The organism is Pseudomonas pudica, from assembly GCF_015680405.1.
In the GTDB taxonomy this organism is placed as follows: domain Bacteria; phylum Pseudomonadota; class Gammaproteobacteria; order Pseudomonadales; family Pseudomonadaceae; genus Aquipseudomonas; species Aquipseudomonas pudica.
Genome location: NZ_JADLJS010000018.1, coordinates 73,196 through 97,934 on the forward strand (window position 1 = coordinate 73,196; position 24,739 = coordinate 97,934).

Genomic DNA, 24,739 nt, shown 5'->3' on the forward strand with positions numbered 1-24,739 from the left:
GCGGTGCGTGGCACCGGCTACGCCGGCGTTCGCGGCTAAAGCCGCTCCCACAGGGTCCCTGCTAATTCCATGAGTCATGTGCAGTCCTGTGAGAGCCGGCTTGCCGGCGATGGGCCGTTTCACTCAGCGCAAATCGCCAACCATCTTCGCCAATGTCTCCAGCACCGCCCCGGCCAACGCTTTCGAGCGTGCTCCCGACCATCCGGTGACAGCATCCGGCGCGTCGTCATGGTCCTTGAACGGCATTTCCAGGGTCAGCGACAGGCAGTCATGCGCCATCCCCACCGCATTGCAGGCCAGCGTCGTGTTGGCCTGCCCCGGTTCGTCGCGGGTGTAGCCATGCACGGTCTGGAAGTCGCGGGTCAGGCTGCACAAGGTACTGCGGAACTGCTCTTCCAGTTTGGCCAGCCGCGGCGTGTAGCCGGGGTTGCCCTCGCAGGCTGCGGTGAACACGTGGGGAATCTCCTCGTCGCCATGCACGTCGATGAACGCATCCACCCCGTATTGCTTCATCTGCGCCTGGGCGAAGAACACCTCGGGGCTGAACTCGACGCTGGCGTCCTGCCAGGCACGGTTGAGGTCCTTGCCCTTGAAATTGGTGCGCAGGTGGCCGAGGAAGGCGCCGTCGGGGTTCATGTTGGGGATCAGGTACAGGTCGGCCTTGGCCAGCAACTGCTGTATGACCGCGTCGTTGGCCTGCAGGCGGTCGATCACGCCCTCCATGAACCATTCGGCCATGTGTTCGCCCGGGTGCTGCTGGGCAATCAGCCACAGCTTGCGCTTGCCTGCGGCACCATCACCGGCACGTAGCAGGGGAATGTCGCGGCCCTGCACGCTGCGGCCACTGGCGAGCAATTCCACCCCCGGCAGTTGCCGTGCACGCTCGATCAGCTGGTTGTGGCGGGCGCGCGGGTAGGGCTCGAAGTAGGCGAACCAGATGTGCGGCTGTTCGGCCTTCACCTCGAACGACAGCGCCGTGCCGTCGAACTGGCTGGGGACGCGGAACCAGGTTTGCTGGTCATAGGAGGCCACGGCGTTGTAGCCGCTCCAGGCGTTCTTGTAGGAAGAGCCGGAGGCGTTGTCGAGGCTGAAGCGATGGACCTGGCCCGGCGTCAGCCCGCTGACTTTGAAGTGGAACCACTGGTAGTGGTCGCTGTGGGTGTCCGGGCGGATGGCCAGGTGCACCCGGGCCGGGTTGCTGGCATCCAGTACCTGGATGTTGCCGGAGTCGAAATCGCAGTCGATCTGCAGGGGGGACAGCGTCACGGTCATGTACCGGGCTCCTTCTGGGGCTTTGTTGTGAGGGTACTGTACACGGCTTGACAGGGTTGCTGTGCGAGATCAGCAACGCGTGGGCGATATCATATGTTTCCTACAGGCTATTTGAAGAACTGACTCGGCGTGATACCGAACTGGCGCTTGAACATACTGGCGAAGGCACTGGGGCTGTCATACCCCAGCGTCCCCGCCACATCGATGATCCGCTCGCCCAGGGCAATCCGCTCCAGTGCCTGCATCAGCCGCGCCTGCTGGCGCCACTGGCCGAAGGTCATGCCGGTTTCCTTGCGGAACAGGCGTTGGATGGTCTTTTCGTCCACCCCCAGCTGCTGGCCCCAGTCGGCCACGGTAGCGTTATCGTCAGGCCGCTGGTGCAATGCCGAGCAGATCGCCTGCAGGCGCTTGTCGCGGGGCTGCGACAGCTTCAGTGGCATGGTCGGCAGCACGCAGATCTCGTCGAGGATCAGGCGCATCACCCGGGCTTCGCGCGAGTCTTCGGCAAACGGCGCGGTAAAGCCTACGGAAGCCTTGATCAGTTCGCTGAGCAACGGCGAGATGCTGATAGCCTTGCTCTGCACGGACAACTGCACTGCCGCGTCGGTGCGCACGAACACACTGCGCATCTTCACATCGCCCACGCAGCGTATAGCGTGCACCTGGCCGCAGGGCATCCATACGCCGCGGCTGGGGGGCACGGTCCAGCGTTCGTTACCGGACTCGACGATCATCAGGCCTTTTATGGCATAGATCAGTTGGTGCTTGGCATGGCTGTGGGGCTCGATGAACCAGTCGGTCGGGTAGTCCGTCGCACGGCTGCCCACCTCCCAGCTCCACTCATCCACTTCCACCAGCAATTCGTGCTGCGGCTTCAGCATTTCGACCTCTTGTACGGGCAGCCTGGCATGCCCACTTTAACAGCAGCGGCTGGGGCGGGCTTGCGAGCGGGTTGCCGGCAGCAGCGCCGTGGCCAACCCCAGCAGCGGCAGGAACGAGATGATCTGGTACACCCACTCGATGCCATGCCGGTCGGCCAGTTCGCCAAGCCCGGCAGCGCCGATGCCGCTGATACCGAACATCAACCCGAACATCACCCCCGACACCATGCCGACCCGGCCCGGCACGGCCTCCTGGGCATATACCACCAGGGCAGCGAAGGCCGAGGACATCACCAGGCCGATGGCCACCGCCAGTACCGCCGTCCAGGCCAGATTGGCGTAAGGCAGGGCGAGGGCGAAGGGCGCCACGCCGAGGAACGAGACCCAGATCACTGCCTTGCGCCCGATACGGTCACCCACCGGGCCACCGGCGAAGGTGCCCAGGGCCACGGCCACGAGGAACACGAACAGGTACAGCTGGCTGTGCTGCACGCTCAGGCCGAAATGCTCGATCAGGTAGAAGGTGAAGTAGTTGGTGAACGAGGCGATGTAGACGAACTTGGCGAACATCAGCACGGCGATCACCGCCACGGCGCGCCACATGGCGCCACGCGACAGGCCGGGGGCCTGCTGGCCGGCGAAGGTCTTGAGCCGGGTCTGGCCGTGGCGCACGGTCCAGCCGGTCACCCGCAACAGCACGAACACCGCCAGCGCGGCCGCCAGCATGAACCAGGCAATGGCCGGTTGGCCGTGTGGAATGACGATGGCAGCGGTCAGCAGCGGGCCAAGGGCCGAGCCGGTGTTGCCACCTACCTGGAAAGTCGATTGCGCGGTGCCGAAGCGCCCACCGGAGGCCATCCTGGCCACTCGCGAGGCTTCGGGGTGGAAGGTCGCCGAACCCACCCCGACTACCGCTGCGGCTACCAGCAGCATTTCATAGCTGCTGGCGAAGGCGAGCAGGGCGATGCCCACCAGCGTCACCAGCATGCCAGCCGGCAGCAGGTAGGGTTGCGGGTGCTTGTCGGTGTACAGGCCGACCCAGGGTTGCAGCAGGGACGCGGTCACCTGGTAGATCAGGGCGATCCAGCCGATCTGGGCAAAGCTCAGCGCGAAATCGCTCTTGAGCATCGGGTAGATGGATGGCAGCACGGCCTGGATCAGGTCGTTGAGCAGGTGGGCGAATGCGGCGGCGCCGACGATGCGGACCAGAAAGCCCTGGGGTTGGTCGGCAGGCGTGGTGGCGGCCATGGAGGCGGTGGAGGTCGTCATGGGCGATCTTCTTCTGGCGAAAGGGAACAAGGCATTTGCCGAAGAAGGGTAGCCAGGGCCCGGTTTGCCTGTCTCACGCCGAACAGGCAGCTACTGTCGCGTTTCGGACATTCCGGGCCTGACGCCCTGAATTCGCAAGCGGTCCGCGTACCCTGTGGGAGCGGGTTTACCCGCGAAAAATCCAACGCGGTGCATGGCACCGGCTGCGCCGGTGTTCGCGGCTGAAGCCGCTCCCACAGGCTCCCTGCTAATACCTGGCCGCGCCGGATTCATCGTTCGTGACGCGCCACCCAGCGCAGCAATGCTGCAATCGGTACGCTGCGGTGAGCCTCGTGCCGGTAGGGCTTGCCTTCGGCGGTAAAGCGTTCGCGATAGCGGCTCAGCACCAGGCTCCGGCCATCGGCCGAAAGCCGGGCTTCCAGTTCATGCAGCAACAGCGGTTGCCGGGCAGCGCCTTCCAGGCGCCTGAACAGCAGCATGGCGGCTTGGGCATCATTCTTCACGGGCACCCCCTGCACAATCCACTGGCCACGCTCCCGGCTCGCCGGCCTTGCCTTCTGCCACCCGGTTGCTGCGCCGCTGCGCGGTGTAGTCACGCAGCGCAAGGTAGTAGTCAGGCCAGGTGCGCAGCAGGTCGGTCAAAGGCAGTGCTTCGGCCCGTGTATCGACGATGCCGCCGGCTGTGGCTACGTTGCCCATGGTTTCGACGGTATCGCTGTTGCCGCCAAACGGGTCCAGTGCCAGGCCCAGCAGCGTGCCGGTGGCATCGCGCAGGTTGTGGGTGCCCAGCAGCGGCAACTCGACGATGGGGCCAGCGGCGATGTTCCACACCCCGAAGGTCTGGCCAAAGTCCGAGCGATGCTGGCTCAGCCCCATCTTGCCAGACACATCGACCAGCCCCGCCACACCCAAGGTGGTGTTGAAGATGAAGCGGGAGAGGCTGGTCATCGCTCGTTCGCCGTTGCCCTGCAGCAGGTCGTTGACGAACACCTTGGGCTCACCGAAGTTGCTGGCAAAGTTGTGCATGCCCTGCCGGGCAAAACCGGGCAGCGCGGTGTAGCCCCTGGCGACGGGGGCCAGCAGATAGTCGTCGACCGTGCGGTTGAAGGCGAATACGGCGCGGTTGGCGGGCTCCGCCGGGTCACTGACCTGATAGGCGACATTGCCGCAGGCCGCCGTGGCCGGTGCACGTTGGCTGCAGCCTCCCGCCGCAAGCAGCGACAAGGCCAGCGCGGCAGAGCGCGCTGAGCGGGAGGCGGATGATGAAAGGGACATGGATACATTCCTGGCAAGAACTGGCGCCGATGCTGCGCGGTTTTCTTTGCCTGGAAATGTCTGGATTTTCTCGGCGTCGACACTTTGTTACCAAGTTGAAATATATGACGGTTGCGCGGGGATGGCCTTAAAGTACGGCTTGGTAACCTTGTATTGCGGTGCTTTTTTGTGAGCCATTTGCTGATAGTCGACGATGATGTCGAGGTGCTCGACCTGCTGCAGAAGTTTCTCTGCCAGCATGGCTACGAGGTTGATGTGGCCACGGATGGAAAGGGGCTCTGGCAAGCCGTTGAGCGGCGGGTGCCGGACCTGGTCATCCTGGATGTGATGCTGCCTGGCGACAGTGGCCTGGTGTTGTGCCAGCGCCTGTTGGCCGAGCACAAAGTGGCAGTGATCATGCTCACCGCCATGGGCGAGTTGAGTGACCGGGTGGTTGGCCTGGAGCTGGGGGCAGACGACTACCTGACCAAACCGTTCGCCGCCCGTGAACTGCTGGCCCGGGTGAGGGCAGTGCTGCGCCGTGCCGGGGAAGCGGCCGGTGGCACGGCGAGCCATGCCTGCGCGACCCTGGAGTTTGCCGGGTGGCGGCTGGATGTGGTGCGGCGCGAACTGCGTTCGCCGGACAACGTCATGATCCCTCTGTCCAACGGTGAGTTCGAGCTGCTGCTGGTGTTCGCCGAACATCCGCGGCGGGTGCTCAGCCGCCAGCAGTTGCTGGATATGGCTCGTGGCGATGCGTATGACGCCTATGACCGAAGCATCGATGTCCAGGTGAGCCGGCTGCGCCGCAAGCTTGAAACCGACAACGGCAACGAGCCCTTGATCCGTACCCTGCGAAATGCCGGTTACCTTTTCACGTCCACGGTCGCGAAGCGATGAAGCTGCTGGCCAGGGTTCGCCAGGCGCTGCCAAGGCCCAGGATCACCATTGCCCGCTGGATCGCGCTTACCACCCTGACGGCGATGCTGTTCCTGCTGCTGCTCAAGGGACTGTTCAGCCTGCTGTTGAGTGCCTGGGCGCAGCCTCCGCTGCTGGAGAGCGGGGTTATCGAGAAGGTTGCAGCGGTTACCCGCATCCTCGACGCCGCGCCCATGGCGCAACGAGCCAACATCGCCAGTGCGGCGGGCGATGGCTCATACTCCGTGCGATGGTTGCGCCGGCATGACGAAGCGGACGTGCCAGTGCTGGTCGATGCCGAGTTCAGCGAGGGCACGCCTATCCTGCGCGCGCTGCTCAAGCGCCCGGATGCCAGGGTCGAGGCCTTTGCACCGTCCGACATGCCGGAATACGCACCTGAGCGCGGCTATGCGCTGATGATCGAGCTGAGCGACAAGTCCTGGGTGCTGTTCCGCGCCACCAACCGTAGCTGGGGGCTGGATGAACTGCCTCGCAACCTGATCATCCTTGGCCTGATGCTGGTTTCCAGCCTTGCCGTCGCGCTGCTGGCCACGCGCTACCTGGCCAAGCCGCTGGAGCGCTTTGCCGAAGGGGCGCGGCGTTTTGGCAAGGATTTCAACGCCCCGCCCATTCCGGTGGTCGGCCCGCACGACCTGCGCCAGGCCATTCTCGCGTTCAATGCCACCCAGGCGCAGCTCAAGCATTTTCTCAACGACCGCACCCAGATGCTCGCGGCCATTTCCCATGACTTGCGTGCACCGCTGACGCGCATGCGCTTGCGCGCCGAGTTCGTCGACGATGCCCAGCTGCAGGCCAAGTTGTTCAAGGACGTCGACGAGATGCAGGCGATGGTCGATGCGGCGTTGGAGTTCTTCCGTGATGATGCACGGCTGGAACAGACGACCGTATTCGACCTGGGCGAGTTGCTGCTGACCGTGGTGGACGACTTCAAGGACGCGGGGGTCGAGGTCGGCCTCAGCGGGCCGCGCCGCTGCGTGTACACGGGGCGGCCAGTGGGTATCAGGCGTGTGCTGGTCAACTTGATCGACAATGCAGCGAAGTACGGCTGTGAGCCAACGGTGGTGCTGGCGGTGAGCGCCAGGCAGATCGAGATTACCGTGCTGGATCGCGGGCCGGGCATCGCGCCGGAGCTGCATGAGCAGGTATTCGTGCCGTTCTACCGTATCGAAGGTTCACGCAACCGCAATACCGGTGGCGTTGGGCTGGGCCTGCCCGCAGCACGGGCCATCGTGCTGGAGCAGGGTGGCAGCATGACCCTGGGCAACCGCCCGGGCGGTGGGCTGGAAGTCAGGATCATGCTGCCGCAGGGTTGATCAGAGCCCCATTTCGCTGAGCCCTGGGTGATCATCCGGGCGCCGGCCCAACGGCCAGTGGAACTTGCGCTCGGCTTCGCTGATAGGGTGCTCGTTGATGCTCGAATGACGGTTCTGCATCAGCCCGTCGTCGGCAAACTCCCAGTTCTCGTTGCCATAGGCACGGTACCACTGGCCGCTGTCGTCGTGGTACTCGTAGGCATAGCGCACGGCAATGCGGTTGCCGGTGAAGGCCCACAGCTCCTTGATCAGGCGGTACTCCAGTTCATGGTTCCACTTACGCGTCAGAAACGCCTCGACCTCGGCACGGCCACGCGGGAACTCGGCGCGGTTACGCCACACGGTGTCGACGGTATAGGCAAGCGCAACCTTGGCCGGGTCGCGGCCGTTCCAGCCATCCTCGGCCAGGCGGACCTTTTCGATGGCGCTTTCGCGGGTGAAGGGCGGCAGGGGTGGACGGGACATCGCGGTACTCCTCAGTTCGATTGGCTTGTAGGAGAGTAGTAGCCGCTGACCGAACAGAGAATGGGTGCGCCTGGCACATCATAATTGCAGTGCGTGGAACAATGCCGAGGTGCCATGCCAGGCGCGCTCTTGCAGGGGGGCTCTATCTGGCTGCGTCGGCTGCGGTTTTCCCGGCAGCCTTGCTACGCCCGCCCAGCCACACCAGCAGCAGCCCGGCAGCCGCCAGCACGCCACCCGCCATCGGCACTGCCGCATAGCCCAGGTTCAGGCTGATCACCGCACCACCCAGCGCCGCGCCCACGGCATTGCCCAGGTTGAACGCGCCCACGTTGATCGACGAGGCCAGCCCCGGTGCTTCGATGGCGGCGGTCATCACCCGCATCTGCAGCGGCGGTACCACGGCAAAGGTGAACATGCCCCACACCAGCAAGGCGATGGCGGCGCCGATGTGGCTGCCCAGCACCAGCGGCATCAGCAGCATGATCACTGCCAGTGCCGCGAGGAAGATCCGCGCCGCCCCATCCAGCGACCAGTCGGCCAGGCGGCCACCCAGGCTGTTGCCCAGGGTGAAGCCCACGCCGATCAGCACCAGGCCCAGAGTGACGAAGCTGTCCGAGGCGCCGGTCAGTTCGGCCAGTACCGGTGCGACATAGGTGTACAAGGTGAACATGGCGCCGGCACCGAGCACGGTGGTGGCCATTGCCAGCAGCACGCTGGGCCGGGCGATGACCGCCAGCTCCTTGCGCACGTGCGGCACGCTGCCGCGCTCACCCTTGGGCAGGGCATACCACAGCGCGGCCATGGCCAGCAGGCCCAGCATGGCAGTACCGGCAAAGGCCATGCGCCAGCCGACCTGCTGGCCGATCCAGGTGGCGGCCGGCACGCCGCCGATGTTGGCAATGGTCAGGCCCATGAACATGGTGGCCACGGCACTGGCCTGTTTCTCCTTGGGCACCACGCTGGCAGCCACTACCGCACCAAGGCCGAAGAACGCGCCGTGGTTGAGGCTGGTGACCAGGCGCGAGGCGAGCAGGGTGTAGTAGTCCGGCGACAGCGACGACAGCAGGTTGCCGAGGGTGAAAATGGCCATCAGCGCCATCAGCGCGGCGCGCTTGCCGAAACGGCTGAACAGCAGGGTCATGATCGGCGCACCGACCATCACCCCGATGGCATAGGCGGTAATCAGCATGCCAGCGCTGGGGATGCTGACATCGACACCTTGGGCAATTACCGGCAGCAGGCCCATCGGGGTGAACTCGGTGGTGCCGATGCCGAAGGCGCCGATGGCCAAGGCAAACAGGACGTGCCCGCTCTTCATTGCGCGTGCTCCTGTCATGGGGTGGCCTCCGTCAGTTGGGTTTTTGTCTCATGGAATTGTGGCAATACGTATTCGGCGATTTCGCGCAGGGTTTCGTCCAGCGGCCGCACGTTACGCCGCAGGTGCAGGCCGATATGGTCGACACCCACCGCGCGCAGGGCGCGGAGCTCGGCCGCCAGCGCCTTGCGGCCGCCGCGGAAACCGAAGCGCCAGCGTTGCAGCGGTTCGTCGGGGTTGTCCGCCAGGTCCAGATGGATGAAGCTGCTGTAAGGCTTGTTGCCCGCCACCGCGCGCCAGGCAGCGACACGGTGCCGGTGGTCGTCCGGTGTGCCGGGGTAGGCCAGGCAGCCGTCCAGGTTGCTGCCGATCCATTCCGGGCTCTGCTGGGCCAGGCCGGCTACCAGCAACGGCAGCGGCGAAGCGGTACTGGGTAGCACGGCCAGCCCTTCGGGCAGGTGGCCGTTGGCACCATCACGCAGCAGCGCGACCTGTTTGCGGAATGCGTTGCCACGCCCCTCGAAATCCCGACCGAATAGCGGGTACTCCACCGGCCGGTCACCACTGGCCACGCCCAGCAGCAGGCGGTTGCCACTGAGGCGCTGCACGCTGCTGGCCGATTTAAGGGTCAGTAGCGGTTCGCGAATCGGCAGCACCACGGCAGCCGTGCCGAGCAGGATGTCGCGGGTTATGCCGGCCAGGTAGCCGAGGTACGCAAATACCTCGAACACCTGGGCGGCGTCGCCGAACGAAGGGTCGTACAGCGGCACATCGCGGACCCACAGGGCGCGGTAGCCCAGGCGATCGGCCAGTTGTGCCAGTGCTGCGTGGCGGGCCAGGTCAGGTTCGCCGAACTGGCGGCCGTCACGGCGGCGCGCCTGGTCGCCGGCGGGCGTCCAGTCGTGGTCCAGCGGTGCTTCCAGGCCGATGCTGAAGCCGCCAGCGGTCAGGCGTTCGAGGGGCGTGGTCATGGTATCAGTCCCAGATTGGCGCCAGGCCGTCAGGGCTGACTTCGCGACCATTGCGCTCGAGCTTGGCGATGCGTGCCATGTCGTCGGCGTCCAGCTTCAGGTCACGGGCGAGCAGGTTGCTGGCCAGGTTTTCGCGCTTGGTCGACGACGGGATCACTGCGTAGCCCAGCTGCAGGGCCCAGGCCAGGGCAACCTGAGCGACGGTGGCCTTGTGCTTGGCGGCGATGTCGGCCAGTACCGGATCTTTCAGCACCTTGCCGTAGGCCAGGGTCATGTAGGAGGTGACGGTGATGCCTTGCTCCTTGAGGAAGGCGGTCAGCTTGCTGTTCTGCAGGTACGGGCTGAGTTCGATCTGGTTGGTGGCGATTTCGCCTTTGCCGACCACTTCGATGGCTTGGCGGGTCAGGTCGATGTTGAAGTTGGACACGCCGATCTGGCGGGTCAGGCCCAGCTTCTTGGCTTCGGCCAGGGCCGCCATGTACTCGGGCAGCTCAACGCCGTTGCCCGGGGCAGGCCAGTGGATGAGCAGCAGGTCGACGTAGTCGGTGCGCAGCTTCTGCAGGCTGTCGCGCAGGCTGGGGATCAGCTTGTCGGCGGCGTAGTTTTCGACCCATATCTTGGTCGTGATGAACAGCTCGTCGCGCTTGACGCCGCTTTCGGCGATGGCCTGGCCGACGTCGGCTTCGTTCTGGTAGATCTGCGCAGTGTCGATGACCCGGTAGCCCAGTTCCAGGGCCGACTTGACCGAGTCGATGACGGCTTGGCCGGTGAGGCGGAAGGTGCCGAGGCCAAAGGATGGAATGCTCATGGATCTGCTCCTGGTGAGTAAGGGAGGTGAACTGAACCGAGACTCAAGGCTCGGGCTGTTCGTGTGGGAGCAGTGTGCGGGTTTGGCGGGGATTGATTAAGCTGGGGCAGGGCCAAGGTCCTTTGTCCTGCAGTCAAGAATAGGCGGGCCGATCGTGAGCGAACGCCAGGCAATTCATCCCGCTCCCTGGCGCCCGCTGAAGGGCGACAGGGGCAGGCAGATGCAAACATCAGTCGTCGATCAATGCCGGGTTGGACTGCAGCAACCACAGGTTCCGCAGCGACTGGACCTGCTGCTCGAGCCTGGAGCCAAGGCCAAGACGTCGCGCCTGCCGGTCCTGGGCCAGGAACTCATCGAGCATGTCCAGCAGGTCGCGTGACTGTGCGGCCGAGGCAGAGGTGGTCATGTCAGACTGCAGTTCGGCTTGCTGGTAGGTGCGTACACGCTCCTGCTGACTGGCCTGCTGGGTGGCAGTGGCCTCGACCAGGACATTGTTGACAAAGCCTATGCGGGTCGAACTGCTGGCTTGGTCATGCACCTCATGATAACGGTAGTCCTGCGATTTGCTGTCGAGCGTGAGTTGTAGCTCTACCCAGGGGTTGAGGCTCTCGTGCCAAGAGGCCTTCAGCGTGCTCTGCTGGTCCTGTTGCAGGCTCAGGTTCGCTGCCCCGCCATTGCGGGTGGTGGTCTGTGAAACGGTGTAATCGAAGCTGTCTATCTCATGCGGGCGCATGGGGTTGGTTCGCTGCTCGGGTGTAGTGAGCGAAGCATTGAAATCGGCCATGCCACTGAGCAGCAGGCGGCTGGTCTTGTTCAGCCAGGTGTCATGATTGGCTGGGCGCAGGGCTGCGTCGTCCACGCTATTGAGCTGGCGGAATGCATCTTTGAACAGCGTCATCAGCTGTTCATTGCCGTTCCCGCGTTGCTGCGCGGCGTCGAATTGGGTCAGGTAGTTCGACACTGCTGCTTGCCGTTGCGCCTCGCTGCCGAGCAAGGTGCCGCCTTGGGTGTCGAAGTTCATTTTCACATTGCCGGACGGTGCCTGGAGTTCCAGGCTGCGCGTATGCTCGTCCATTTGCAGGGCAAACGTCTGCCGAGCACCGCCTGCGGTTTCCAGCTGTGCCTTGAACTGCAGGCCGGTGAAGAGTGCGGGGTCTAGCTTGACCAGCGCGCCGAGCTTCAGGCCAGGGGGTTCCTGAGCAAGGCCGTTGAGGGCACCTTGGAAGCTGTCCGCCATCTTAGTCAGGCCGTCGAGTTCGCCGGCGGTCAGGTTGCCACCGAGCACCTCGGCATCTACCGCCAAGCCTCTGTCGCTGTTGTAAAGCCCCAGTGAAACGGTCGCGCCGGAGGCCGTGTTCAGGGTGAAGGTCACGCTGTCCGTGGCGAATTCGCGCAACCTGGCCTGTTGAAGCCCAAGCAGCATGGGTTCTGTTGCCGTAGCGCTGTCAATTGCCAAGCCTGATTGGGAAATGCGTTGCCCGCCATTGGCTGCCAGTTGTTCCAGCAATGCTGCGCCCAGTCCCTGGAACCGGGATGCGGTGGAGGAGGACTGAATCGCGCTGTACATGTTCAGGCTCAGCCTGTCGATGCCGTCATGCTCCCAGACATAGCGAACCTGCCCACTGCCGAGGGTACCTTTGGCATTGTAAATGCCGATGTCGGTGCTGGGCGGCGACTGGCCTATGCTGACCTTGCTGCTTGCAGCTGTGGCGCTTGCGGCTTTCACGGCATTGCCTGGTGTTACCGTGGAAGCGGGAAGGTAGGTCTGCGTCGTGCGTATGATCGGTGTAATCGGATTCATTCACGCTCCCTGCGCTTTACTGATACGTTCCTGCGTGATGTCGGCAAGCCATCGGCGAACTTGAATTCTCGATCAGGAAACGCAACGGCCCGCCATGAAGGCGGGCCGTCTGGCATTGCAAGGTGACGATCAGCGGCGGCGGAACAGCGGCAGCGGCTCGTCGGTGGCGGCCTGGTAGGTCACCGAGAAGTCCTTCAGGCTTTGCAGTGCGTCTTCCGGGTCCTTGTCGGCCCGGATGGCAAATGCGTCGAAACCGCAACGGGCCATGAAGAACAGCTGGTCGCGCAACACGTCGCCAATGGCGCGCAGCTCGCCCTTGAACTTGTAGCGGTCACGCAGCAGGCGCGCATTGGAGTAGTTGCGCCCGTCTGTGAACGCCGGGAAGTTCAGTGCGATGACCTGGAAGTGCTGCACCTCTTCGCCGATTTCTTCGGCTTCTTCGTCACTGTCCAGCCATATGCCCAGCCCGCCGTCGCGGGCCTTGAGCGCATGGGCATGGTCGCGCCACATCTGCAGCGGGACGATGTAGTCGTCGCAGTTGGTCAGCTCGTCAAAGGACGTTTCCTTGGGCAGTAGATGCCAGGTTTCGTCGACGATCTGGTTGTTCTTAATGATTCGCTGCATAGACGCGTTCCTTGAAGGGGTCGATGCCGATACGCTGGTAGGTGTCGATGAAACGCTCTTCCTCGGTACGTTGCTCGACGTACACGGCGATCAGCTTCTCGATCACATCGGCCATGTCATCCTGAGCGAAGGACGGGCCGAGGATCTTGCCCAGGCTCGCGCCGCGTGCGGCATTGCCACCCAGCGACACCTGGTAGAACTCCTCACCCTTCTTGTCCACGCCTAGGATGCCGATGTGGCCCACGTGGTGGTGGCCGCAGGCGTTCATGCAGCCGGAGATGTTCAGGTCGATCTCACCGATGTCGAACAGGTAGTCCAGGTCGTCGAAGCGGCGCTGGATGGATTCGGCGATCGGGATCGACTTGGCGTTGGCCAGCGAGCAGTAGTCACCACCCGGGCAGCAGATGATGTCGGTCAGCAGGCCGATGTTCGGGGTGGCAAAGCCGCTTTCGCGCAGTTCCAGCCACAGGGCGTGCAGCTGCCGCTGCTCGACGTCGGCCAGAATGATGTTCTGCTCGTGCGAGGTCCGCAGGAAGCCGAAGCTGTAGCGCTCGGCCAGGTCGGCCACGGCGTCCAGCTGCTTGTCGGTCAGGTCGCCCGGGGCAACGCCGGTGGGCTTGAGCGACAGGGTCACGGCCACGTAGCCAGGGCGCTTGTGGGCGCGGGTGTTGCGCGAGCGCCAGCGGGCGAATCCTGGGTACTCGGCGTCCTGGGCGGCATAGTCGAAGTTGTCCAGGGCCAGGTAGGCCGGGTCGACGAAGTGGCGCGATACACGCTGCACTTCGGCTTCGGTCAGGGTGGTGCTGCCGCCACGCAGGTGGACCATTTCGGCCTCGACCTTTTCGGCGAACACTTCCGGGGTAAGTGCCTTGACCAGGATCTTGATCCGCGCCTTGTACTTGTTGTCACGGCGACCGTAACGGTTGTACACGCGCAGGATGGCGTCGAGGTAGCTGATCAGGTCCTGCCACGGCAGGAACTCGTTGATGAACGAACCCACCACCGGGGTACGGCCCAGGCCGCCACCGACCAGTACACGGAAGCCCAGCTCGCCAGCGGCATTGCGCACCGGCTCCAGGCCGATGTCGTGCACTTCGATGGCGGCGCGGTCTTCCTGCGAGCCGTTGATCGCAATCTTGAACTTGCGCGGCAGGTAGGCGAATTCCGGGTGGAAGGTGGTCCACTGGCGGACGATCTCGCACCACGGACGCGGGTCGACGATTTCGTCTGCGGCCACACCGGCGAACTGGTCGGTGGTGGTGTTGCGCAGGCAGTTGCCGCTGGTCTGGATTGCGTGCATCTGCACGGTGGCCAGTTCGGCGAGGATGTCCGGGATGTCTTCCAGGGCCGGCCAGTTGAACTGCACGTTCTGGCGGGTGGAGATGTGGGCATAGCCCTTGTCGTAGTCGCGGGCGATCTTGGCCAGGGTGCGGACCTGGGTGGCGTTCAGCTGGCCGTACGGCACGGCGACGCGCAGCATCGGTGCGAAACGTTGGATGTAAAGGCCGTTCTGCAGGCGCAGAGGGCGGAATTCTTCTTCGCTCAGCTCACCGGCCAGATAGCGGCGGGTCTGATCACGGAACTGCTTGACGCGGTCCTCGATGATCCGCTGATCGTACTCGTCGTATACGTACATAAAAGTCCTGTCTCAGGCATGCAGCTATTCGCGCGCACGGCCGCGCACTCCGCTTCGGAGCCGGGGAACGATAGCAGGTTGCGTTTATGCGCTAAAGTGATGTTTTTGCATATGAAAAGAACCAAATGGACTATGTGAGACTGACTGCCATTTGTGTGCTCGGTATGGCCTGGCGTTTATAATCCGGTGTTTGCTTCGCAGGGATGTCAGCCCATGCTCAAGGCATTGTGCCAAAGCTTGTGTCTTGTCTTGCCGCTGGCGGCAAGCGCGCAGCCGGTTTCGGTGGTTTTCCTCAACCCGGGCCTGTCCACCGAGACGTTCTGGACCAGCTATAGCCGCTTCATGCAGGCCGCTGCGCACGACCTGGGCATGACCCTGCGCGTGGAGTACAGCGAACGCCGCGCCGACCTGGCGCTGACCCACGCCAGGGCGATCCTGGGCGGGCCGCAGCGCCCGGATTACCTGGTGCTGGTCAACGAGCAGTACGTGGCGCCGGAGATCATCCGCCTGTCGCGCGGCAGCGGGGTCAAGCTGTTCCTGGTCAACAACGGCCTGACTGCCAGCCAGGCCCACAGCATCGAGGCCCAGCCCGGCAAATACGCCGAGCTGCTGGGCACCTTGACGGCCAACGACGAGCAGGCGGGCTTCCAGATGTTGCACCAGATGGTCGCGCAATTGCCCCGCGACAGTGGCCCGGTGGACCTGCTGGCGTTTGCCGGGGTCAAGACCACCCCGGCCTCGCAGCTGCGAGAGGAGGGCATGCGCCGCGCCCTGGCCGACTTCCCCCAGGTGCGCCTGCGCCAGGTGGTATATGGCGGCTGGAGCCGCCAGCGCGCCTACGAGCAGGCGCAGCAACTGCTGGAGCGCTATCCGGCCACCCGCCTGGTGTGGTCGGCCAACGACGAAATGGCCTTTGGTGCCATGCAGGCGTTCGAAGAGGCGGGGCGTACGCCGGGGCGCGATGTGCTGTTCAGCGCCATCAACAGCTCGCCCGAGGCCCTGAAGGCACGTATCGACGGGCGCCTCAGCGTGCTGATGGGCGGGCATTTCAGCCTCGGCGGCTGGGCCATGGTGATGCTGCACGACGATGCCCTGGGGCTGGCAGTGAACCGTGATGGCCTGCGCGAGCATCGCGTGCCGGTGTTGCAACCGATCGACCAGGGCAAGGCGAGCCGATGGCTGAAACTCCTGGAACAGCCCGACTACGGCATCGATTTCAAGCATTACAGTGCCGAAGGGCGGCCGCCCGATTACCAGTACCCGTTTCTGACATCACCGATCAATTATTGAAAGACCTTGCTTGAGGGAAGGGCATTGCTCGTCTTAACTGCTGGTGGTGAAGTGCATTCCCATAACCACTACAAGAGGCAATGCAATGGGAAACTCAACCAAGGTCCGCAAAGCTGACAGCAGCGTCGATGCCTGGGCGATCCTCTGCCTGATCGTTCTGGTGGTGGTCACTGCCGTGTATTGGGTCAGCCACCAGTAGACTTGTACTCAAGACCGTGATGCAGCCGGAGCGCCTGCGGGAGGGAGTCCCGCAGGCGTTTTTGCTTTGCCTGTGCCGGCCCTTTCGCGTGCTTGCCCGCTCCCACAGGTAAATCACTGCCCTTCAAGGGCTAGCGAGCAAGGTGCATGGCCAACTGTACCAGGCCGATCAGCACGGCAATGAACACCAGGGTGAACAGCGTCCCCAGCGCAATGAAATGGCTGGCCTTGCCGTGTGTGAAGTCACGGGCGCGGTTCTTGCCGCTTTGCACGCCGAAGGCGGCAGCGAGGATGCTGTGCAGCATCTGCCAGAAGGTAGGGGGCTTGCCCTGGCTGGAATCGTCCATGGTGGCTCCTGAGGAAATCAGAGGCAATCAGGGACAGTGTAGGTGGCTATTGGGGCTGCTGTGCAGCCCATCGCGACACAAGGCCGCTCCTACAAGGGATTGAATTCTCCTGTAGGAGCGGCCTTGTGTCGCGATGGGCCGCAAAGCGGCCCCAAGGGTCTTAGCTGTCGTAACCCAGGTTAGGCGCCAACCAGCGCTCGCTCACACTCACATCCTGGCCCTTGCGCGCGCTGTAGCGCTCGATCTGGTCCTTGTCGACCTTGCCCACCGCAAAGTACTGCGCCTGCGGGTGGGCGAAGTACCAGCCGCTGACCGCCGCCGCCGGGAACATCGCGAAGTGGTCGGTGAGGAACACGCCGCTCGGCCCGGTCTCGCCGATGGCAGTGCCATCAAGCAGGCGGAACAGGGTTTCCTTCTCGGTATGGTCCGGGCACGCCGGGTAGCCGGGCGCCGGGCGAATGCCGCGGTACTGCTCCTTGATCAGCGCCTCGTTGTCCAGGTGTTCGTCGCGGGCATAACCCCAGTGCTCTTTACGCACCTGCTCGTGCAGCCATTCGGCACAGGCCTCGGCCAGGCGGTCGGCCAGGGCCTTGACCATGATCGAGCTGTAGTCGTCGCCCTTGTCCTGGTAAGCCTTGGCCACTTCCTCGGCACCGATGCCGGCGGTGGTGATGAAACCGCCGACGTAATCGGTAACGCCGCTGGTCTTCGGCGCGACGAAGTCGGCCAGCGACCAGTTGGGCTTGCCATCCGGCTTGATGGTCTGCTGGCGCAGGTGGTGCAGGGTAGCCAGGGCCTGGCCGTCCTCGCCGTACACCTCGATATCGTCATCGGCCACCTGGTTGGCCGGCCAGAAGCCGAACACCGCGCGGGCGCTGATCAGTTTTTCGTCGATCAGCTTGTCGAGCATCTCGCGGGCATCCTTGTACAGCGCCGTGGCCGCCTCGCCGACCACTTCGTCGGTGAGGATGCGCGGGAACTTGCCGGCCAGGTCCCAGGAGATGAAGAACGGGGTCCAGTCGATGTACTCGGCCAGGGTGCGCAGGTCGATGTCTTCCAGCACCTTGACGCCGGTGAAGGAGGGTACCGCTGGCTGGTAGCCGGCCCAGTCGTATTGCGGCTTGGCGGCGATCGCCTGGGCATAGCTCAGGCGCTCGGTACGGGCACTGCGGTTGGCGGTGCGCTCGCGTACTTCCTCGTATTCCTGGCGGGTCTTCTCGACGAAGCCGGCTTTCAGCTCCTTGGACAGCAGCTGGGTGGCAACGCCCACCGCACGGGAGGCGTCGGTGACGTAGACCACGGCGTCGTTGCTGTACTTGGGCTCGATCTTGACTGCGGTATGCGCCTTGGAGGTGGTGGCGCCGCCGATCATCAGCGGCAACTGGAAGCCCTGGCGCTGCATTTCGCGGGCAACGTGGACCATCTCGTCCAGCGACGGCGTGATCAGGCCGGACAGGCCAATGATGTCGCACTTCTCGTCACGGGCGGTTTGCAGGATCTTCTCGGCCGGCACCATCACGCCGAGGTCGACGATGTCGTAGCCGTTGCAGCCGAGCACCACGCCGACGATGTTCTTGCCGATGTCGTGCACGTCGCCTTTTACCGTGGCCATCAGGATCTTGCCCTTGGCTTCCGGCTTGTCGCCTTTCTCGGCTTCGATGAACGGGATCAGGTGCGCTACCGCCTGTTTCATTACCCGGGCCGACTTGACCACCTGGGGCAGGAACATCTTGCCCGCGCCGAACAGGTCGCCGACCACGTTCATGCCATTCATCAGCGGGCCTTCGATCACTTCGATCGGGCGGGTGCACTGCTGGCGGCATTCTTCGGTGTCTTCGACGATGAACGCGGTGATGCCCTTGACCAGCGCGTGCTCCAGGCGTTTTTCCACCGGCAGCGAGCGCCACTCTTCGTTTTCCACTTCCTTGGTTGCGCCGCCGCCCTTGTAGTCGTCGGCGATGGCCAGCAGTGCGTCGGTGCCATGCGGGGTACGGTTGAGTACCACGTCCTCGACCTTTTCACGCAGGGCAGCCGGGATCTCGTCATAGATCTCCAGCTGGCCGGCGTTGACGATACCCATGGTCAGGCCGTTCTGGATCGCGTGGTACAGGAACACCGAGTGGATGGCTTCACGCACCGGGTTGTTGCCACGGAACGAGAACGACACGTTGGATACACCGCCCGAGCTCAGGGCGTGCGGCAGGTGGTCGCGGATGTAGGCGCAGGCCTCGATGAAATCGACGGCGTAGTTGTTGTGCTCTTCGATGCCGGTGGCGACAGCAAAGATGTTCGGGTCGAAGATGATGTCTTCCGGCGGGAAGCCCACTTCATTGACCAGGATGTCGTAGCTGCGCTGGCAGATTTCCTTCTTGCGCGCGGCAGTGTCGGCCTGGCCGACTTCGTCGAAGGCCATCACCACCACGGCAGCGCCATAGCGCTTGCACAGGCGGGCGTGGTGCTTGAACTGCTCGACGCCTTCCTTCATGGAAATGGAGTTGACGATGCCCTTGCCCTGGATGCACTTGAGGCCCGCTTCGATCACTTCCCACTTGGACGAGTCGATCATGATCGGCACGCGCGAGATGTCCGGCTCGCCGGCGATCAGGTTGAGGAAGCGGACCATGGCGGCCTGGGAGTCGAGCATCCCTTCGTCCATGTTGATGTCGATCACCTGGGCGCCGGCCTCGACTTGCTGCAGGGCGACTTCCAGGGCTTCGGTGTAGTTCTCTTCACGGATCAGCCGGGCGAACTTGGCGGAACCGGTGATGTTGGTGCGCTCGCCGACGTTGACGAACAGCGACTGGCGGTCGATGGTGAACGGCTCCAGGCCCGACAGGCGGCAGGCCTTGGCGATTTCCGGAATCTCGCGCGGCTTGTACTTGGCCACGGCCTCGGCGATGGCCTGGATGTGGCCCGGGGTGGTGCCGCAGCAGCCGCCGATGATGTTGAGGAAGCCGCTGGCGGCGAATTCCTCGACCACCACGGCCATTTCCGCCGGGGTTTCGTCGTATTCACCAAAGGCGTTCGGCAGGCCGGCGTTGGGGTGGGCCGAGACATGGGTGTCGGCCTTGGTCGCCAGCTCTTCCAGGTACGGGCGCAGGTCCTTGGCGCCGAGGGCGCAGTTCAGGCCCACGGAAATCGGCTTGGCATGGCGCACCGAGTTCCAGAACGCTTCGGTGGTCTGGCCCGACAGGGTACGGCCCGAGGCGTCTGTGATGGTGCCGGAGATCATGATCGGCAGTTCGATGCCGTCTTCCTCGAACACCTGCTGCACGGCGAAGATCGCCGCCTTGGCGTTGAGGGTGTCGAAGATGGTCTCGATCAGCAGCAGGTCGGCGCCACCCTCGATCAGGCCGCGGGTGGCCTCGGTGTAGTTCGTTACCAGTTCGTCGAAGGTGACGTTGCGGTAGCCGGGGTCGTTGACGTCCGGGGAAATCGAGCAGGTGCGGCTGGTAGGGCCGAGCACGCCGGCGACGAAGCGCGGCTTGTGCGGGGTTTCCAGGGTCTTGGCATCGGCCACCTGGCGGGCGATGCGCGCGCCCTCGACGTTCAGCTCGTAGACCAGCGACTCCATGCCGTAGTCGGCCTGGGAAATCTGCGTGGCGTTGAAGGTGTTGGTTTCGAGGATATCGGCGCCGGCATCCAGGTAGGCCTTTTCGATGGCTGCGATCACATCCGGGCGGCTGAGCAGCAACAGGTCGTTGTTACCCTTGACATCGCTTGGCCAATCGGCGAAGCGCGTGCCACGATAGTCGTGTTCCTCGAGCCGGTAGCTTTGGATCATAGTACCCATGCCGCCGTCGAGGATCAGGATGCGCTCCTTGAGTGCGTTCTGGAGTGCTTGGAGACGAGCGCTGCGGTCGGACATAGGAACTACCTGGTCGGGCAAATTTCAGAAGGTGCAGAATCATAACAAAGCTGCGCGGTTTTTAGGCGCATCGCCCATTTGCATGAAAATGGCTCATGTTGGGCGGGCGTCGGCGAAGCAGGGCACCCAAGGACGACCAGGCAACAAATCGTGATGGCTTTCAATACCCAGGACTTTCCGCACATGGTGCATCGTATTCTTGCCGGCGTTTTCGCCCTGCTCATCAGCAGTGTGGCGTTCGGGCAAGCCCCCCAGTCGAGCCCGGCCATTTCCTACACCCGGGACATTCAACCGATCTTCACCGAGAAATGCGTGGCCTGCCACGCCTGCAACGACGCCGCCTGCCAGCTGAAGCTGGAAAGCCCTGAAGGCGCGGTGCGCGGCGCCACCAAGGTTCCCGTGTACCAGGGCGAGCGCAGCAAGGCAGTGCCCACCACGCGGCTGTTCTACGACGCCCATAGCGAGGGCGAGTGGCGCAAGAAGGGCTTCTACTCGGTGCTCGACAACCAGGGCAGCCAGGCCGCGCTGATGGCGCGCATGCTCGAGCTGGGGCACAAGACCCCGCTCACGCCCAATGCCAAGCTGCCCGAGGAAATCGTCCTGGGCCTGAACCGCAACAACATGTGCCCGTTGCCGCATGAGTTCGATGCCTATGCCGGCGCTCACCCCAAGGAAGGCATGCCACTGGCGGTGACCGGCCTGACCGACAAGGAATACGACACCATGCGCCGCTGGTTGGCCGCCGGTGCACCCGTCGAGTACCAGCCGATCAAGCCAAGCGCGGCCGAAGCCAAGCAGATTGCCGACTGGGAAGAGCTGCTCAACCGCCCGGGTTCCACCGAGGCGCTGGTCGGCCGCTGGCTGTACGAGCACCTGTTCCTGGCGCACATCTATTTCGTTGGTGGCGAGCAGGGCCACTTCTTCCAGTGGGTGCGTTCGCGTACACCGAGCGGTCAGCCGGTCGACCTGATCGCCACGCGCCGCCCCAACGACCCGCCGGGCACCGACTTCTACTACCGGTTGATCCCGGTGCAGGGCGTGATCGTGCACAAGACGCACATCACCTATCCGATGGGGCCGCAGAAGCTCAAGCGGGTCAAGCAACTGTTCTACGCCGGCGACTGGCATGCCACCGCGCTGCCAGGCTACGGCCCGCGCCACCGGGCCAACCCGTTCGAAACCTTCGAAGCGATCCCGGCAGTGGCGCGCTACCAGTTCATGCTGGATAACGCCGAGTACTTCGTGCGCACCTTCATCCGTGGCCCGGTATGCCGTGGGCAGATTGCCACCGACGTGATCCGCGACAACTTCTGGGCGCTGTTCCAGGAGCCGGCCCATGACCGCTACATCACCGATGCCAAGTACCGTGGCGAGGCCACACCGCTGCTGGCCATGCCTGGGCAGATCGATGACGTGGGCAGCGTGCTGAGCCTGTGGCACGCCTACCGCGACAAGCGCAACGAGTACGAAAAACTGCGCCGCGAAGCCTATGCCGACATGCCGGCCCCGGGCTGGGCGACGCTGTGGGCCGGTAACGACAACGCGTTGCTGAGCATCTTCCGCCACTTCGACAGCGCCTCGGTGAGCAAGGGCCTGATCGGTGATGTGCCGCTGACCGTGTGGCTGTTCGACTACCCGTTGTTCGAGCGCACCTATTACCAGCTGGCGGTCAACTTCGATGTGTTCGGCAACGTCTCGCACCAGTTGCAGACGCGCCTGTACTTCGACCTGATCCGCAACGGCGCCGAGGTCAACTTCCTGCGCCTGATGCCGGCCGACCAGCGCAAGGCGATCCTCGGTGACTGGTACCAGAACAGCGGCAAGGTGAAGATGTGGATGGATTATGAAGACATCGACACCGACACCCCGAGCGGTATCCAGCTCGACCCGCGCAACCCCAAGCGCGACTTCGGCCTGAAGCTTCTGCAGCGTACCGGCAGCCTGAATGCCGCGCCTGACCCGATCAACCGCTGCCAGGGTGCGTTCTGTTCACGGCCGCAGGTGAGCGAAGAGTTCCGCAATGCCGAACAATCGCTCAGCCGCCTGGTGTCGCGCCCGGCTGCCGGGTTGAAGGTGATCAACCAGCTGCCCGAAGCGACGATGCTGCGCATCGAAGGGCAGGGCGGCCAGCGCCAGGTATACAGCCTGCTGCGCAACCGCGCGCACAGCAACGTGGCGTTCCTGCTGGGCGAGGCGTACCGCTACCAGCCGGGGCTGGATACCTTGACCCTGTACCCGGGCGTGCTCAGCAGCTACCCCAACTTCATCTTCAACATCCCGACCAGTGATGTGCCGGAGTTCGTCGAGGACATGGAGTACGCGAAAGATGACCCGGCCAGGTTCGAGCGCATCGTCATGCGCTGGGGTGTGCGTCGCAGTCACCCAGAGTTCTGGCGCTACTTCCATGACCTGAACAGCTTCATCAAGGAGACCGAACCGGTCGAGGCGGGCGTGCTGGACATGAACCGCTACGAGAACCTCTGATCGGTCGGGCTGACCTTTCCGATTACCCTGCGGTCGGAATGGGTGGGTGGTCCGGGGGCTGCTGTGCAGCCCGATCGCCGGCAAGCCAGCTCCCACAGGGGCCGCACATGCCTGAAGGCTGCGCAGTCCTTGTGGGAGCCGGCTTGCCGGTGATGGAGCGCAACGTGCTCCCAAAGGCCTCAATGCACCGGCAAGCGCAGGGTACTCCATGCTGTATTCGCTTCAAGCACTGCGGGCGTTCGCCGCCTGGGTGGTGGTCTGTCACCATTTCATGCAGATTTTCTTCGACTTCCAAGCCTCCGGCCCTATCGGCCAACTGCTCAGCGACCGCGGCGCCGCAGGCGTCGACATCTTCTTCGTCATCAGCGGGCTGGTCATCTACCTGTCGACCTGCGACAAGGCCATCGAGCCCCGCCAGTTCCTGCTCAACCGGGCGCTGCGTATCGTCCCGGCCTACTGGTTCTACACGGCGCTGATGGCAACCCTGCTGCTGGCCTTCAGCCAATGGATGCCACACCAGGCATTCACCTGGCACCACCTGCTGCTGTCGCTGCTGTTCATCCCGGCGGAAAACCCCGGTGGCTACGGCTTGTACCCGACCCTGAACGTGGGCTGGACGCTTAACTTCGAGATGTTCTTCTACCTGCTGTTCGGCCTGGCCTTCCTGGTGCGCCGCCGTCATCACCAGTTGCTGGTCACCGCCGCGCTGCTGCTGGCCAGCGAGCTACTGGGCCGACTGGGCGTGCTCAGCCGCTTCTACGGCAACGACATCATCTACGAATTCCTGCTCGGCATCGGCCTGGGCGTGCTGCACCGTCGCGGCCTCATCCACCAGGGCCGCTTGCTACCGTTGGCGTTACTGGCAGTGGCAGGCCTTGCCATCTACCACCTGGACGCTTCCTGGCGCTTGCTGCACTGGGGCCTGCCGAGCGCAATGATCGTGCTGGCCTTCGTCGCCCTGGAGCCACTGTTCCGCGGCAACCGGCTGCTCAAGGCGCTGGGCGACTGTTCGTATTCGGTGTACCTGGTCCATGTGCTGGTGCTGTACGCCGGCTGGTTCGCCAGCCAGCGCCTGCAGTTAAACCCGTACCTGGTGTTCGCCCTGTGCGTGCCGTCCATTGGACTAATGTCGTGGTTCAGCTACCAGTGGCTGGAGCGCGGGCTGTACCGGCGCATGCAGGCCTGGCTGGCGGCGCCAAGGGGGCAGGCCCCTGAATATGCGCTTTCCCGAGTCAAATACTAGGACTTTGTTCGAAAGCCGGGTTGGCGTACACTTGGCCGCAAGTCTGTGAGGAACCTACATGAGCGCTATAACCATTACCGACGCCGCCCATGACTACCTGGCCGATCTGCTCTCCAAGCAGAACACGCCTGGCATCGGCATTCGCATTTTCATCACCCAGCCGGGCACCCAGTACGCCGAAACCTGCATCGCCTACTGCAAGCCGGGCGAAGAGAAGCCTGACGACACCGCCGTGGGCCTCAAGAGCTTCACCGCTTACCTGGACGCGGTCAGCGTGCCCTTCCTGGAAGACGCGCTGGTCGACTATGCCACCGACCGCATGGGTGGCCAGCTGACCATCAAGGCACCGAATGCCAAGGTGCCGATGGTCAACGAAGACAGCCCGATCAACGAGCGCATCAATTACTACCTGCAGACCGAGATCAACCCCGGCCTGGCCAGCCACGGCGGCCAGGTGAGCCTGGTGGATGTGGTCGACGACGGCATTGCCGTGCTGCAGTTCGGTGGTGGTTGTCAGGGGTGTGGCCAGGCCGACGTGACCCTGAAGGAAGGCATCGAGCGCACCCTGCTCGAGCGTATTCCCGAGCTGAAGGGCGTGCGTGACGTGACTGACCACAGCCAGAAAGAGAACGCCTATTACTGATGTAGAGGCAGGCGCGGTCTGTTGCGTGTGGGAGCGGCCTTGCGTCGCGAAAGGGCTGCGGAGCGGCCCCAGCAATATCAGCTTCGCCGCCAATACCCCGGGGGCTGCTACGCAGCCC

Annotated in this window: 20 protein-coding genes; 6 read left to right on the plus strand and 14 right to left on the minus strand. The window is 63.8% G+C overall.

Translation table 11 applies throughout. From position 1 onward, the window contains the following. Positions 1 to 123: 123 nt before the first annotated feature. The 5 genes from IRZ77_RS14675 to IRZ77_RS14695 form a co-directional block, all read right to left on the minus strand. Positions 124 to 1,272, minus strand: a complete 1,149-nt coding sequence (locus IRZ77_RS14675; protein WP_085600235.1) for a M14 family metallopeptidase — start codon at positions 1,270 to 1,272, stop codon at positions 124 to 126. Between the two features lie 107 nt (positions 1,273 to 1,379). Beyond that, positions 1,380 to 2,153 (minus strand): AraC family transcriptional regulator, encoded by a 774-nt coding sequence (locus tag IRZ77_RS14680; protein WP_196173751.1) that lies wholly within the window; start codon positions 2,151 to 2,153, stop codon positions 1,380 to 1,382. A gap of 36 nt (positions 2,154 to 2,189) precedes the next feature. Then, positions 2,190 to 3,422, minus strand: a complete 1,233-nt coding sequence (locus IRZ77_RS14685) for an MFS transporter (protein WP_046615709.1) — start codon at positions 3,420 to 3,422, stop codon at positions 2,190 to 2,192. Positions 3,423 to 3,691: 269 nt separating this feature from the next. Further along, positions 3,692 to 3,925, minus strand: coding sequence for a hypothetical protein (locus tag IRZ77_RS14690; protein WP_256573704.1), 234 nt, complete (start codon positions 3,923 to 3,925; stop codon positions 3,692 to 3,694). Further along, the gene (locus tag IRZ77_RS14695; RefSeq protein ID WP_135002265.1) at positions 3,915 to 4,697 is read right to left on the minus strand and encodes an MlaA family lipoprotein; all 783 of its coding nucleotides are present in this window, start codon (positions 4,695 to 4,697) and stop codon (positions 3,915 to 3,917) included. The genes IRZ77_RS14690 and IRZ77_RS14695 overlap by 11 nt, the downstream gene beginning before the upstream one ends. Positions 4,698 to 4,865: 168 nt before the next feature. On the opposite strand from IRZ77_RS14695, the gene IRZ77_RS14700 reads away from it, so the two are divergent. Further along, positions 4,866 to 5,576 carry a response regulator gene (locus IRZ77_RS14700; RefSeq protein WP_196173752.1) on the plus strand — a complete coding sequence of 237 codons (711 nt, stop codon included), beginning with the start codon at positions 4,866 to 4,868 and terminating at the stop codon, positions 5,574 to 5,576. Next, on the plus strand, positions 5,573 to 6,928 hold the full coding sequence (locus tag IRZ77_RS14705; RefSeq protein ID WP_196173753.1) for an ATP-binding protein: 1,356 nt from the start codon (positions 5,573 to 5,575) through the stop codon (positions 6,926 to 6,928). Before IRZ77_RS14700 ends, IRZ77_RS14705 begins: the two co-directional genes overlap by 4 nt. Here the strand turns inward: IRZ77_RS14705 and IRZ77_RS14710 are convergent, their stop codons facing one another. The 7 genes from IRZ77_RS14710 to IRZ77_RS14740 form a co-directional block, all read right to left on the minus strand. After that, positions 6,929 to 7,393 carry a nuclear transport factor 2 family protein gene (locus tag IRZ77_RS14710; RefSeq protein ID WP_046615704.1) on the minus strand — a complete coding sequence of 155 codons (465 nt, stop codon included), beginning with the start codon at positions 7,391 to 7,393 and terminating at the stop codon, positions 6,929 to 6,931. 142 nt (positions 7,394 to 7,535) lie between these two features. After that, positions 7,536 to 8,711: an MFS transporter gene (locus IRZ77_RS14715; protein ID WP_046615703.1), complete on the minus strand. Its 1,176-nt coding sequence runs from the start codon at positions 8,709 to 8,711 to the stop codon at positions 7,536 to 7,538. Positions 8,712 to 8,725: 14 nt separating this feature from the next. Continuing rightward, a complete protein-coding gene (locus tag IRZ77_RS14720) occupies positions 8,726 to 9,679 on the minus strand; it encodes a TIGR03571 family LLM class oxidoreductase (RefSeq protein WP_196173754.1) in 954 nt (317 codons plus the stop codon). A 4-nt stretch (positions 9,680 to 9,683) separates the two neighbouring features. After that, the gene (dkgB, locus tag IRZ77_RS14725; RefSeq protein WP_046615701.1) at positions 9,684 to 10,487 is read right to left on the minus strand and encodes a 2,5-didehydrogluconate reductase DkgB; all 804 of its coding nucleotides are present in this window, start codon (positions 10,485 to 10,487) and stop codon (positions 9,684 to 9,686) included. A gap of 229 nt (positions 10,488 to 10,716) precedes the next feature. Continuing rightward, complete coding sequence (locus IRZ77_RS14730; protein WP_196173755.1) at positions 10,717 to 12,288, minus strand: hypothetical protein; 1,572 nt, start codon at positions 12,286 to 12,288, stop codon at positions 10,717 to 10,719. A gap of 129 nt (positions 12,289 to 12,417) precedes the next feature. Continuing rightward, positions 12,418 to 12,912 (minus strand): DUF934 domain-containing protein, encoded by a 495-nt coding sequence (locus IRZ77_RS14735; RefSeq protein WP_046615699.1) that lies wholly within the window; start codon positions 12,910 to 12,912, stop codon positions 12,418 to 12,420. After that, complete coding sequence (locus IRZ77_RS14740; protein WP_085600253.1) at positions 12,896 to 14,548, minus strand: nitrite/sulfite reductase; 1,653 nt, start codon at positions 14,546 to 14,548, stop codon at positions 12,896 to 12,898. The genes IRZ77_RS14735 and IRZ77_RS14740 overlap by 17 nt, the downstream gene beginning before the upstream one ends. Before the next feature lie 213 nt (positions 14,549 to 14,761). On the opposite strand from IRZ77_RS14740, the gene IRZ77_RS14745 reads away from it, so the two are divergent. Further along, entirely contained in the window at positions 14,762 to 15,838 is a 1,077-nt protein-coding gene (locus tag IRZ77_RS14745; RefSeq protein WP_153670982.1) for an ABC transporter substrate-binding protein, read from the plus strand. 329 nt (positions 15,839 to 16,167) lie between these two features. Here IRZ77_RS14745 and IRZ77_RS14750 read toward each other — a convergent pair whose 3' ends face one another. Together IRZ77_RS14750 and metH are read right to left on the minus strand one after the other, a co-directional pair. Next, the gene (locus IRZ77_RS14750; RefSeq protein WP_046615696.1) at positions 16,168 to 16,383 is read right to left on the minus strand and encodes a DUF2970 domain-containing protein; all 216 of its coding nucleotides are present in this window, start codon (positions 16,381 to 16,383) and stop codon (positions 16,168 to 16,170) included. 160 nt (positions 16,384 to 16,543) lie between these two features. Continuing rightward, on the minus strand, positions 16,544 to 20,251 hold the full coding sequence (gene metH / locus IRZ77_RS14755; RefSeq protein WP_046615695.1) for a methionine synthase: 3,708 nt from the start codon (positions 20,249 to 20,251) through the stop codon (positions 16,544 to 16,546). A 183-nt stretch (positions 20,252 to 20,434) separates the two neighbouring features. On the opposite strand from metH, the gene IRZ77_RS14760 reads away from it, so the two are divergent. From IRZ77_RS14760 to nfuA, 3 genes are all read left to right on the plus strand, one after another. Beyond that, the gene (locus tag IRZ77_RS14760) at positions 20,435 to 22,735 is read left to right on the plus strand and encodes a fatty acid cis/trans isomerase (protein ID WP_135002259.1); all 2,301 of its coding nucleotides are present in this window, start codon (positions 20,435 to 20,437) and stop codon (positions 22,733 to 22,735) included. 208 nt (positions 22,736 to 22,943) lie between these two features. Further along, entirely contained in the window at positions 22,944 to 23,978 is a 1,035-nt protein-coding gene (locus tag IRZ77_RS14765; RefSeq protein ID WP_196173757.1) for an acyltransferase family protein, read from the plus strand. A 58-nt stretch (positions 23,979 to 24,036) separates the two neighbouring features. Further along, on the plus strand, positions 24,037 to 24,621 hold the full coding sequence (gene nfuA / locus IRZ77_RS14770) for a Fe-S biogenesis protein NfuA (RefSeq protein WP_003250416.1): 585 nt from the start codon (positions 24,037 to 24,039) through the stop codon (positions 24,619 to 24,621). Positions 24,622 to 24,739 lie beyond the last annotated feature (118 nt).

Bases quoted from the DNA above. Each gene is read 5' to 3' on its own strand.
- IRZ77_RS14710 (WP_046615704.1), bottom strand. From the start codon at position 7,393: ATGTCCCGTCCACCCCTGCCGCCCTTCACCCGCGAAAGCGCCATCGAA.
- IRZ77_RS14680 (WP_196173751.1), bottom strand. From the start codon at position 2,153: ATGCTGAAGCCGCAGCACGAATTGCTGGTGGAAGTGGATGAGTGGAGC.
- IRZ77_RS14745 (WP_153670982.1), top strand. From the start codon at position 14,762: ATGCTCAAGGCATTGTGCCAAAGCTTGTGTCTTGTCTTGCCGCTGGCG.
- IRZ77_RS14685 (WP_046615709.1), bottom strand. From the start codon at position 3,422: ATGACGACCTCCACCGCCTCCATGGCCGCCACCACGCCTGCCGACCAA.
- IRZ77_RS14740 (WP_085600253.1), bottom strand. From the start codon at position 14,548: ATGTACGTATACGACGAGTACGATCAGCGGATCATCGAGGACCGCGTC.
- metH (WP_046615695.1), bottom strand. From the start codon at position 20,251: ATGTCCGACCGCAGCGCTCGTCTCCAAGCACTCCAGAACGCACTCAAG.
- IRZ77_RS14765 (WP_196173757.1), top strand. From the start codon at position 22,944: ATGCTGTATTCGCTTCAAGCACTGCGGGCGTTCGCCGCCTGGGTGGTG.
- IRZ77_RS14730 (WP_196173755.1), bottom strand. From the start codon at position 12,288: ATGAATCCGATTACACCGATCATACGCACGACGCAGACCTACCTTCCC.
- nfuA (WP_003250416.1), top strand. From the start codon at position 24,037: ATGAGCGCTATAACCATTACCGACGCCGCCCATGACTACCTGGCCGAT.
- IRZ77_RS14720 (WP_196173754.1), bottom strand. From the start codon at position 9,679: ATGACCACGCCCCTCGAACGCCTGACCGCTGGCGGCTTCAGCATCGGC.
- IRZ77_RS14750 (WP_046615696.1), bottom strand. From the start codon at position 16,383: ATGGACGATTCCAGCCAGGGCAAGCCCCCTACCTTCTGGCAGATGCTG.
- IRZ77_RS14675 (WP_085600235.1), bottom strand. From the start codon at position 1,272: ATGACCGTGACGCTGTCCCCCCTGCAGATCGACTGCGATTTCGACTCC.
- IRZ77_RS14715 (WP_046615703.1), bottom strand. From the start codon at position 8,711: ATGAAGAGCGGGCACGTCCTGTTTGCCTTGGCCATCGGCGCCTTCGGC.
- IRZ77_RS14735 (WP_046615699.1), bottom strand. From the start codon at position 12,912: ATGCAGCGAATCATTAAGAACAACCAGATCGTCGACGAAACCTGGCAT.
- IRZ77_RS14705 (WP_196173753.1), top strand. From the start codon at position 5,573: ATGAAGCTGCTGGCCAGGGTTCGCCAGGCGCTGCCAAGGCCCAGGATC.
- IRZ77_RS14760 (WP_135002259.1), top strand. From the start codon at position 20,435: ATGGTGCATCGTATTCTTGCCGGCGTTTTCGCCCTGCTCATCAGCAGT.
- IRZ77_RS14695 (WP_135002265.1), bottom strand. From the start codon at position 4,697: ATGTCCCTTTCATCATCCGCCTCCCGCTCAGCGCGCTCTGCCGCGCTG.
- dkgB (WP_046615701.1), bottom strand. From the start codon at position 10,487: ATGAGCATTCCATCCTTTGGCCTCGGCACCTTCCGCCTCACCGGCCAA.